This window comes from Synechococcus sp. CB0205 (assembly GCF_000179255.1).
GTDB lineage: Bacteria > Cyanobacteriota > Cyanobacteriia > PCC-6307 > Cyanobiaceae > Vulcanococcus.
The window spans coordinates 53,892-64,768 of the sequence record NZ_ADXM01000061.1 but is presented as its reverse complement, the minus strand read 5'-3'; the positions used below and the strand labels follow the sequence as shown (position 1 = coordinate 64,768).

The following is a 10,877-nucleotide window of genomic DNA, read 5'->3' as shown; positions in this document are numbered from 1 at the left end:
CGGGCCAGGGCGCCCTCTAGGGGGTCGGCCGCCAGCTTGGCGGCACAGCCCCGGCAGGCCATCACGGCCCCAGCGGCCATGGCTCCGGTGCGGGCGAATCCGGCCATGAAGCGTCGATCAATCGCCTCTTTCCAGCGCCAGAGCCAGCGGGAGGGACCCAGTGACCAGGGCCCGTAGAAGGCCACCGCCCGCCTGCGGCCATCGCCCAGCAACTGCAGGGCCCTGGCCTGGGGACGCCAAGGCCTCAGCGCTCGCTTGGGCTGCTCGAGGCTGCGTTTGAGGTTGATCGCCAGCAGCGGCGCCGCACGCACAGCCCAGACCCCGGAAGCCGGCCGAGGATCCCGGCGAATCAGCCCGCAGTCGCCGCTGGCAAAGATCCGGGGATGGCCCTCCACCGCCAGACTCGACTCCGTCCAGATCCGCCCGGTCTGGGGATCACAGGGCAGACCACTGGCCGCCAGCCAGGGCGGCGCCTCACTGCCGGTGCAGGCCAGATCCGCAGGCCGCTCGGGACCGACGCCGCGGCCCAGGGGGATGCCGGCCTCCGCCAACAGGCGCTCTCCGGCGCGGTTCGCCGCTGGCGATCCCAAGTGCAGATGCTCACCGCGCAACAGCAGCTCGGGCTGATGCCCCTGGGCCCGCAGGGCCAGGGCCACCTCCACCGCAGCGGCACCGCCCCCGCGGATGGTTAGCGACGGCGGTGCCTGCTTGAGCCACTGCAGGAAGGGCTCCAGCGGCTTCACCCCGAGCCGCCCCTCGGCGTGTTGGGTCTGACAGCCAAGATCCAAGCTGAGGCGATCGAACTGCAATGGCGGCCGCCCGGCCAGCAGCAACTGGGAGCGCGGCAGGTCGAGTCCCGTGATCTCAGCGCGCACAAAGGCCACGCCCGCCCGCTGGCAGAGATCGCGCAGATCAATGGCGCAGTCCTCGTGGCTGTAGAGACCCGCCACCAGCCCCGGCACCATGCCGGAATACAGGGCGGTGCTGCCCCGATTGACCAGCACCACGGCGGTGCGTTTGGGCTTGAGCTGCGGCCGCATCAACCAACGCCGCAGCAGCAGGGCATGGCTGTGGCCACCCCCCGCCAGCAGCAGCAGCTGATCGGGATCGCTCAAGGTCGCCCCTGGGCCGAGGCGCCCAGATCCATGCCCTTCGGTTCGCTGTAGGCCTGAACCTGGCGCGGTTGAGGGCTCTCCATTTAGGCAATCTGGCTCAGGAATTGCCGGGTGCGCTCGTGTTGCGGCGCAGTGAAGAATTGCTCGGGCGGTGCCATCTCCACCACCTCCCCCTCGGCCATCAAGACCACCCGACTGGCCACCTGCCGGGCAAAGCGCACCTCATGGGTGACGACCACCATCGTCATCCCCTCGCGGGCCAACTCCTGCATCACCTCGAGCACCTCCTGCACCATCTCGGGGTCAAGGGCACTGGTGGGTTCATCGAAGAGCATCACCCGTGGCTCCATGCAGAGGGAGCGGGCAATCGCCACCCGTTGCTGCTGACCGCCGGAGAGCTGCCCGGGGTACTTGTGGGCCTGCTCGCGGATGTTGACCCGCTCAAGGAGCGCCAAGGCCTCCTGCTCCACCTCCGCCTTCTTCCGCTTGCGCACCAGCACCGGAGCGAGACAGAGGTTCTCCAGCACCGTGAGGTGGGGGAAGAGGTTGAACTGTTGGAAGACCATCCCCACCTCCCGGCGGATCGCATCGATGTTGCGCACGTCATCGGAGAGGGTCATCCCATCGACGACGATCGATCCCCCCTGGATGTCCTCCAGGGCATTGAAGGTGCGAATGAAGGTGCTCTTGCCGGAGCCGGAGGGCCCCATGATCACCACCACCTCACCGCGGTAGACGTTCAGGTCCACACCCCGCAGAGCGTGGTAGCCATTGGGGTACCACTTCTGGACCCCGCGGGCCTCGATCATCAGGTCGCGATCCGTCATGGGGGACTCAGGCGGGTTGAGGGTTGGAGTTCAGGCGGGTTTCCAGGGCGCGGCTCCCCAAACCCAAGGCAGCGCAGCAGCACCAAAACAGCACCGCCAAGACGAGATAGACCTCGGCGTCCTTGCCGAGGAACGCGGGATTGGCCATCACCGCCCGAGCCGTGCCCAGCAGCTCAAACAGACCAATCAGCGAGAGCAAGGTGGTGTCCTGTAGCAGGTTGATGAATTGCCCGACCATCGCCGGAAGGGCGACCCGCAGGGCCTGGGGCAGCACCACCTTGAGCATGGCCTGATGGACCGGCAAGCCCAGGGCGCGGGCTGCCTCCATCTGCCCCGGCGGCAACGCCACCAGACCAGAGCGGACGGCCTCGGCCACATAGGCCGCAGCAAAGAAGGTCAGCACCCAGGCCGCCCGCCAGACCCGATCCGGCGAGAAGCCACCGGGCAAGAGCAAGCCCAGGATGTTCTGCCCGAGGAAGAGCAGGGTGATCAGCGGTGCCCCGCGGATGAACTCGATGTAGAGCACCGAGAGCCAACGCAAGAGCGGCAAACGGCTGCGCCGCCCAAGGGCCAGCAACACCCCCAGGGGGAAGCAGAGCAGGATCGCGAAACTGGCCTCGATCAAGGTCAAGAGCAGCCCCCCCCAGCGAGAGGGGGAGACCACCGGGAGACCCAATCCCCCCGCAATCAGGGTCATCCCCAGCAGGTAGAGCAGCGGCCAGATCACGGGCCAGCCGCGGCGGAAGGCAGCGGGAAGGGCCGGGCCAAGGCGCCCGGCCCACCAGCGGCAGGCCAACAGCAGCGCCGTGATCCCCCACCAACGCTGGCTGATGGCAACACTGAGCTGAAGAAACAGGGGCAGGAACAACGCCAGGCCGGCGAGCACTGCAGCGGCCAGGCGGTCGTTTGCAGGCCAAAGCCGTGCCCGGCGATCGGGGCGAGGGAAGGCCCGCAGCCATCCCCAACTCAACCCCGTGGCGGCCGCCAGAAGAACGCTCAGCAGCCAAAGACGCCATTGCTGATCCAGGGGATAGCGGCCGATGGCGAACAGGGTGCTGTTGGCCTGAATCACCGCCCACTGGGCCTTAAAGACCAACCAGTGCAGCAGGGCCTGGCCGCCGGCCAGCAAGGCCGCCAGCAGCACCACGGTGATCAGCCCATCGAGGCGAGAGGTGAACAGGGCGGCCCGTAGCCGTTGCAGAGAAGAGGAGCGCTCCATCAACGGCTCCTCAGCTGCACCGCACGGTTCAGCGCATTCATCAGGGCAGAGATCACCAGGTCCATGGCCAGGTAAGCCCCCAGCAGGATCACCATCACCTCCACCGCCCGTCCGGTTTGGTTGAGGGTGGTCTCCGCCACCGAATAGAGATCGGCGTAGCCGCAGGCAATGGCGAGCGAGGAACTCTTCGCCAGGGAGATGTACTGGTTGTTCAAACCAGGCACGATCACCGGCAGGGCCTGGGGCAGGACCACCCGGCGCAGGGTTTGCAGGGGGCTGAAGCCCAGGGCACGGGCGGCCTCCCACTGCCCCTTGGGCACCGAAGCAATCCCGCCGCGCACCACCTCCGAGATGAAGGCCGAGATGTAGACGATCAGACCGGTCAGCAGGGCCGCGAACTCAACACTCAGGCGAATCGGTGCCTGCCAGACCCCATTCACCAACTCAGGCATCCCCAGGTAGAGGCCCGATTGGGCGAGGACGACGCCCGGCCACTGGATTGCCTGGGCACCACCCGGCAAGGAGAGGAAGACGACGAAATACCAAAACACCAACTGCAAGAGCAGGGGGATGTTGCGGATCAGCTCGACGTAGACCCGCGCCAGGCCGCGCAGCAGAGCGTTGCCACTAAAGGAGGCCACGCCGACGGCGGTACCGACGATCGAGGCGCCAATCAGACCGATGACGACAACCCGCAGGGTGTTGACCAGTCCCGCCAGCAGCGCCCACCAGTAGGGCTGATCGGCGCTGAAGGGCAACCAACTGCCGGCGATGTCAAAACCGGCGGGGTTGCCGATCCAGCGCCAGGTCAGCAGCAACCCGGCCGCCGCCAGGTTCTGCACCAGGTTCCCCAGCAGGAAAGCCACCAGAACCAGCACCAGCAGACCGACCGCGGCCTGCAGCAACCAGGGGATCAGGCGGCGGTTGCGCCACCAAGGGGTGACAGGCGGAGCCATCAGCGGAAGGGCGGCGAATAGATCAGGCCGCCATCGGTCCACTGGCGATTGGTGCCCCGCTCCAGGTTGATGCGGGTGTTCACACCCAGGTTGCGCTCAAAGATCTCGCCGTAGTTGCCGACGGCCTTGATCACCTGAACGACAAAGTCAGCCGGCAATCCGAGCTGCTGCCCCAGCTGGCCATCGACCCCCAGGAAGCGCCGCAGATCCGCCTGGTTGCTATCGGCCTGGGCCTCAGCGAGCTTGGCCTCGACGTTGGCCTGGGTGATGCCGGATTCTTCCGCCTGCATCAGGGCATAGGCGATCCAACGCACCGCATCGGCCCAGGCCGGATCACCGTTGACCGTGCCCATGGCCAAGGGTTCTTTGCTCAGGTCACCGGCTAGCAGGACATGGGCCTTGGGATCGGGAAAGCTGCTGCGCTTGGCGGCCAGCAGCGCCCGGTCACTGGTGACCGCCACGCAACGGCCCTGGAGGTAGGCCCCATAGGTCTGACCATCGTTTTGGAACTTCAGCGGCATGTAGGCGGCGTTGAGCTCCCGCATCCGATCCGCCAGGTTCAGCTCGGTCGTGGTCCCGGTGGTCACACAGATCGGCTTACCGGCTAACTGCTTCAAGTAGGTGATGCCGCTGCCCGCGTTCACCATCACGGCCTGACCGCCATAGAAGTGAATCGGCGCAAAGCTGAGGGCATTGCCCCCTGCCGCATCGCGGCTGAGGGTCATGGTGGTGCTGCGGGAGAGCAGATCCACTTCACCGCTATTGACCGCCGCAAAGCGCTCGCTGGCGCTCAGGTCGCGGAACTCCACCTTGGCGGGATCGGAGAGCACCCCAGCGGCGACCGCACGGCAGAGGTCCACCTCAAAGCCCTGGTAGCGGCCATCGGGAGCGACAAAACTGAAGCCCGGCAACTTGCCATCAACGCCGCAGACCAATTGCCCGCGGGCTTTCACCGCGGCCAGTTTTTGGCTTTGGGGCCCCGAGCCCTCCACAGCGCAGCCGGTGAGGACGAGGCCAGCCAGCAGAGGAAGCGCTCGAAGGACCTTGCGGGGGGAAAAGGGCATCAACCAGGGCTCATTTCGCGAATTGTGCCACCGGTTTTTAAGGCTGGGCCATCGCCAATGAGGCCATGAAGCTCCCGATCGGAGCATCAAAACGCCGACGCGCTCTGCCTAGGGTCACCCCACCTATCGCTGAACGCAACGCGTCGATGAGCTCCATCAAGCGCTTGAGCTGGGCCATTGAGAACGTCTTTGAGCGCTGGCTCTGGAAATTCCGTTTGATCGCGATCGTGCCCGTGGTGATGAGCCTGCTCGGCAGCGGGGCGACCTTCATCAGCGGCACCTCCGAGATCTGGCACTCGATGGGGCTGCTCCTCGATGCCTCGCCCGATGACAGCCGCACGGTGGCCCTACTGCTGGGTGAACTGGTCGGCGGCGTCGATCTCTACTTGATCGGGATCGCCCTGATGATCTTTGGCTACGGCGTCTATGAGCTGCTGATCTCCGACATCGAAGCGGCGCGCAGCCCCGGAGCTGGTGGCAATGGGCTTCTGGACATCCGCAGCTTGGATGTGCTCAAGGAAAAGTTGGTGAAGGTGATCCTGGTGGCCTTGATCGTGGCTGCCTTCAAGTCGATGTTGATCTTCCCGATCGACAACACCACCAACCTGCTGGTCTTCTCAGGCTCGGTGCTGCTCTTGGCCCTCTCGGCCTATCTGGTCTCCGGCGGTCCCAACCGGTCCACCTGGAATCAGCCCCGGGAAACCCCCTTTGAGTAGGGCTCGCGCATTGTGTAAAACGAAGGGATGAGCAGCACCCTCACGATCCGCACCCCGGATGACTGGCATCTCCACCTGCGCGATGGGGAGATGCTGCAGGCCGTGGTTGGACACACGGCGCGGCAGTTCGCCCGGGCGATCGTGATGCCCAACCTCAAACCGCCGGTGACGACGGTGGAGCAGGCACGGGCCTATCGAGAACGGATCACGGCCGCCCTGACAGCAAGCCAAGGGCCTGATGCCGCCGCGGCCTTCACGCCGCTGATGACGGCCTACCTGACCGAAACGATCGAGCCAGCCGAGCTGGAGCGCGGCTTCAGCGAAGGGGTCTTCAGCGCCGCCAAGCTCTATCCCGCCGGTGCGACCACCAACTCCGACGCCGGCGTGCGCGATCTCGCCCACATCAGCACGGTGCTCGCCTGCATGGAGCGGATTGGCATGCCGCTGCTGATCCATGGCGAGGTCACCGATCCCGCCGTCGACATCTTTGATCGCGAGGCGGTCTTCATCGAACGGCAGTTGATCCCTCTGCTCCAGCGTCATCCGGCCCTGAAGGTGGTGCTGGAGCACATCACGACCGCCGACGCCGCACAGTTCGTGGCGGAGGGTCCAGCCAACCTGGCGGCGACGATCACCCCCCACCACCTCCACATCAACCGCAACGCCCTCTTCCAAGGCGGTCTGCGGCCGGACTTCTATTGCTTGCCCATCGCCAAGCGGGAGCGCCATCGCCTGGCCCTACGGGCCGCGGCCACCAGCGGCAGCAGCAAATTTTTCCTGGGGACCGACTCCGCTCCCCACCCCAGGGGCGCCAAAGAATCGGCCTGCGGCTGCGCCGGGATCTACAACGCCCCCTTCGCCATTGAGAGCTACGCCCAGGTTTTTGAAGAGGAGGGCGTTCTCGATCGCCTGGAGAACTTCGCCAGCGTGCATGGGCCCAACTTCTACGGGCTGCCGCTCAACAACGGTACGATCCAACTGGAGCGCAGCAGCGACAGCGACTGCATCCCAGGGTTAATGGAACTGGAGAACGGCAGCAGCTCGCCGACAACCCTGGTGCCCTTTCACGCCGGGGAAACCCTGAATTGGCGCCTGAAGCAGGCGCAATGGCGCGCGTCAGCAGCGTAAAGAGCTCGCAATCTTTCAACGACGGCTCAAAAGAATCCGCCTAATTTCCAAGCGGCTGCGTGAATCACGCGCTTCTTCCATAGTCCGCCCGATCCACATGTCTCTTGTCAAGGCGCCCGCTCTGGGTATCGAGAGGTTTGCAAACGGTCAGAACAAAGAACACAGGCAGCAGGCCTCCAATAGCGATAAGAGCACCATCATTCGTGCCGTCTACCAGCAGGTTCTGGGCGGTCAGCATGTGATGAAGAGCGATCGACTCGAAGGGACCGAGTCGCTCTTCCGCAACGGCTACCTGAACGTGCGCGAGTTCGTGCGCCTGGTGGCCAAGAGTGCCCAATACCGCGCTCGCTTCTTTGAGAGCTGCAACCCCTACCGCTTCATCGAGCTCAACCACAAACATCTGCTGGGCCGCGCTCCTCATAACAAAGAGGAGATGCTCCACCACTTCACGATCCTGCAGGAGCAGGGCTACGACGCGGAGATCGACTCCTACATCGATAGCGACGAATACAGCCGCAACTTCGGCAACGACCGCGTTCCCCACATGCATGGTTGGGGCTATTCGGTTGGCCACGAGGGGCGTCAGTTTTCCTATCTGATGCAACTGGCCCGGGGCGCCGCCGCCTCGGTCAAGGGCGACCGCAACGGCAGTCAGTTCAAGCTGGGCCAAGCCCTGCACCAAAACCGTGCCATTCCGGTGCCCGGTGCCGGTGCTGCGGTCAGCGTGGCCCGCTACGCCCACATCAGCACCGATGGTCCCTTCAAGGCCTCGATGTCCAGCGGGAGCGATCTGCCCAGCGGTGATCTGCCCAGCACCCGCCGCATCGACGGCAGCCCCGCCTACGGCTTCCGCAGCAACGAGTTGCTGGTCTCAGCACCGAACAGCGGTGCGGCAGAAGGCAGCCGAGTGGTCACGATCACCGCGACGGGCATCACCAACAACCGCTTCATCCGCCACGGCGCCTACACCACCCGCGTGCCCTACAGCCGGATGAACGAGGCACTGCAACGGGTCCTGCGCCAGGGCGGCCGCGTCGTCAGCGTCATCGTCAGTGGCGACAGCGACATCTCCTCAGCACCCGCCCCCGCGCCGACTCCTGCTGCCGACGAGCAACCCAAGGCCAAAGCCAAGGGGCGTGGCCGCTCCAAGGGCTGATTAACCCCCTCCCCATGACCTCTGCCCCTGGCCAAACGGCCGGGGGCTTTTTGTTGCTAGTCCCCGCCAAGATGGGACGACCTCTGCGTAAGCCACGGTGATCCTGCGGGGCCTTGCCACTGGATCGCTAACGCTCCTGCTCAGCCTGCTGCTTGGCGGCAACGGCTGGGCAAGCGAAGACAGCACAACACGCCCGAGCGAACAACCCCAACAGGCCTTCAGCCTGCAAGAGGCGCTGAAGCTGCCCGACTGGTTGTTGTTCTCGATCAGCTACACCGCCGAGCCCATGGCGAACCCCGTGGGAGGGGCTGCTCAAAGCTCGGCCTGGATCCAGGACACGTCGATTGATCTCCAACTGGGGACAGGTCTGAACCGTGAGATCCAGGACTGGAATGAGCAAGATCACTGGCACATCAACGCCAACATCAATCACGTCGCAGGCGATGTGAGCTATGGCACTCGCATTGGCGCGTTCTTATTCCCGCAAACCCTCGCGTACCCCGCTGGTTTCTATCCGACGGAACTGTCCTTGGAGCGCAGCGCCGGAGAAGGTTGGATCGGTGTCCGCGCTGGTGTGATTCCGATCAATGGTGATTTCGATGGAACGCTGCTGAGTGCGCCGATCCTCAACAACTACGTGCACTCGGCGTTGAACAACACCTACAACATCTTTGCGGGGAACCTACCGATCTCACCCTTTTCAAGCCTGGCCGCAAGGCTCGACATCCATCCCCACAAGGAGGTTGACGTCTACTACGGCTGGTTTGATCTCACGACCGCCATCCCGATCATCCAAGCCTTCGGCGCGCCGGTCGACATCACACCCACCAAGGTCGGAGACGCCCACATCCTGCAGCTGAACTACAGCCCCAAGCGCAGCCAGCCCGCAGGCAGCGTCCTACCCGGTGAGTTGTTCTCCATCGGCGGCTTCACCACGGACTACCAAGGCGCAGGACTGTTCGGCAGTGCGACCTGGAAAAGCGGTCTACCCCTGGGCCTCGATGACCGGGTCTGGATCGGCGGGTCCTACTCGCCGGAGTTTGATCTCAACCAGGCACCAAGCTTCCTCGGCGGCGGCCTGGTGATCCAAGGGGTCTTCCCCAAGCGCCCCCAGGACCTGCTGATCCTCGGTGGCGGGCACGCTGGTCTGAGCGCCGCGGCCCCACCGGGCTACCCAAACCAGCCCTACGAGGGCGTTCTGGAGCTGGGCTATCGCCTGCAGCTCAACCCCAATCTGAATCTGCAGCCCACCCTGCAGTGGATCTTCAACCCCAGTGGCCGAGACATCCCCACACCGGGAATCCTGACCACCAGCGTCCAGATCAGTCTGAACTTGTAAGCCGGCCAGAGGCCATGGCCTGCAGCAGCGCCCGATGGTCCTCTTCCACCTGATCGCTGTAGCCCAGGGCAAAGTTGGCCATGGCCCGATCAAAGCCCTTGTCATCCCCGAGGGCGCCATGGAGGCTTTGACGCTTTCCGCTTCTGGCGTGGGCCCGTGCCAAGACCATGGCGCAGAGCTTGGCGTAGGCCTTCAGGGAGGGGGGCTTCATCGAGGCGAGGGAGACCGAGGCCTTCCAGTCCCGCAGCTGCCGCCAGTACATCGGAATGCCCTTGGGCGTTGAGGTCCAGCCCAAGAAGGGATCGCAGACGCACTGGATCAAACGCTGGCCTTCGACAACCCGCTGTCCCTGATGCCCCGCCTCATTCCCCAGTTGCTGGTCGATGCAGGACGGCAGGGCCTGCTTGCTTTGCAACAACAACCAGTCCTCCGGATGGGGCCCCTTCATCAGGCCAATGGCACAGCGGGTGCCAACCGAACCCACGCCAACGGCTTTGAGGGCGGTGTCGACCAAGGCAAAGTCCTGCAGCTGATGGCGGCGGTGGGGTGGCAAGCTCTCGCGGTAGCCCGCCAGCAGGAAGGCGATCGCTTCGCTGTGGCTGGGGATGGACGCAGGATCCAGATCCGGCTCTGAGGCCCACAGGGCGGTGGGATCCAACAGGGCATGGCGCCAGACCAAGGGCGGCTGATGGCGAATCTGAGCGGTTCCATCCGGCAGGAACTCACAGTGCTTCTGAATGGCCTGGCGTCCCGAGCGCCGCAGGGCTTGGGACACCGCCACCTCAAGGTGAGAGCGGAAGGCCGTGGCCGGCAGCTCCTCCACGAACCGCTCGACATGGAGCAGGCAGTTCCAGAGTTTCAGGGTGGGGAGGTTGGCGTACTCCGCCATCGCCTTGCGATAGGCCGCGGCCACCTTGCGGGCGAGGCGGAACTGCTCCTCGCGATCCAGTTGCCACTGGCGTGCCACCAAAACGGCGCTGACCAGGAGGCGTTTGACATCCCACTCAAACGGTCCGGGTGCGGTCTCATCAAAGTCATTGATGTCAAAGACCAGGCTGCGCTCCGGCGAGGCATAAAAACCGAAGTTCAGCAGGTGGGCGTCACCACACAGCTGCACCCAATGGGGACTACGGGGCAAGGGCGCCAGATCGGCCGCCATCTGGGCCGCCGTTCCCCGGAACCAGGCGAAGGGACTCTCGGCCATGCGCCGATGCCGCTCGGCGATCAACCAGGGCAAGCGGGTGCTGTTCTGTTCCTCGATTCGGCTGATCGGATCCCGCCGATCAAGCAGCGGTTGCCAGAGCGAGAGGTCCTCCCATCCAGCCGCGTTGGGGTCGCTCGCACGCAACGGTCCTAG

General features: G+C 64.9%; 9 protein-coding genes and 1 pseudogene. 4 read left to right on the top strand and 6 right to left on the bottom strand.

The window, feature by feature from the left end:
• From CB0205_RS0112275 to CB0205_RS0112250, 5 genes and pseudogenes are all read right to left on the bottom strand, one after another.
• Window positions 1-1,115 (bottom strand): annotated as a pseudogene (locus CB0205_RS0112275) (bifunctional NADH dehydrogenase FAD-containing subunit/selenide, water dikinase SelD); the annotation flags it as partial.
• An 83-nt stretch (window positions 1,116-1,198) separates the two neighbouring features.
• Window positions 1,199-1,942 carry an amino acid ABC transporter ATP-binding protein gene (locus CB0205_RS0112265; protein WP_010317757.1) on the bottom strand — a complete coding sequence of 248 codons (744 nt, stop codon included), beginning with the start codon at window positions 1,940-1,942 and terminating at the stop codon, window positions 1,199-1,201.
• 7 nt (window positions 1,943-1,949) lie between these two features.
• Window positions 1,950-3,161: an amino acid ABC transporter permease gene (locus tag CB0205_RS0112260; protein ID WP_010317756.1), complete on the bottom strand. Its 1,212-nt coding sequence runs from the start codon at window positions 3,159-3,161 to the stop codon at window positions 1,950-1,952.
• A complete protein-coding gene (locus CB0205_RS0112255) occupies window positions 3,161-4,117 on the bottom strand; it encodes an ABC transporter permease subunit (RefSeq protein WP_010317755.1) in 957 nt (318 codons plus the stop codon). The genes CB0205_RS0112260 and CB0205_RS0112255 overlap by 1 nt, the downstream gene beginning before the upstream one ends.
• Window positions 4,117-5,181 (bottom strand): amino acid ABC transporter substrate-binding protein, encoded by a 1,065-nt coding sequence (locus CB0205_RS0112250; protein WP_010317754.1) that lies wholly within the window; start codon window positions 5,179-5,181, stop codon window positions 4,117-4,119. The genes CB0205_RS0112255 and CB0205_RS0112250 overlap by 1 nt, the downstream gene beginning before the upstream one ends.
• A 146-nt stretch (window positions 5,182-5,327) precedes the next feature.
• On the opposite strand from CB0205_RS0112250, the gene CB0205_RS0112245 reads away from it, so the two are divergent.
• The 4 genes from CB0205_RS0112245 (at window position 5,328) to CB0205_RS0112230 (ending at window position 9,520) form a co-directional block, all read left to right on the top strand.
• The gene (locus CB0205_RS0112245; RefSeq protein ID WP_010317753.1) at window positions 5,328-5,897 is read left to right on the top strand and encodes a YqhA family protein; all 570 of its coding nucleotides are present in this window, start codon (window positions 5,328-5,330) and stop codon (window positions 5,895-5,897) included.
• 27 nt (window positions 5,898-5,924) lie between these two features.
• Complete coding sequence (pyrC, locus tag CB0205_RS0112240) at window positions 5,925-7,025, top strand: dihydroorotase (RefSeq protein WP_010317752.1); 1,101 nt, start codon at window positions 5,925-5,927, stop codon at window positions 7,023-7,025.
• A gap of 97 nt (window positions 7,026-7,122) precedes the next feature.
• On the top strand, window positions 7,123-8,181 hold the full coding sequence (locus CB0205_RS0112235) for a phycobilisome rod-core linker polypeptide (RefSeq protein ID WP_010317751.1): 1,059 nt from the start codon (window positions 7,123-7,125) through the stop codon (window positions 8,179-8,181).
• A 97-nt stretch (window positions 8,182-8,278) separates the two neighbouring features.
• Window positions 8,279-9,520, top strand: a complete 1,242-nt coding sequence (locus CB0205_RS0112230) for a carbohydrate porin (protein WP_010317750.1) — start codon at window positions 8,279-8,281, stop codon at window positions 9,518-9,520.
• On the opposite strand, the gene CB0205_RS14845 is transcribed toward CB0205_RS0112230, so the two are convergent.
• A complete protein-coding gene (locus CB0205_RS14845; protein WP_010317749.1) occupies window positions 9,504-10,868 on the bottom strand; it encodes a DUF2252 domain-containing protein in 1,365 nt (454 codons plus the stop codon). The genes CB0205_RS0112230 and CB0205_RS14845 overlap by 17 nt on opposite strands.
• Window positions 10,869-10,877 lie beyond the last annotated feature (9 nt).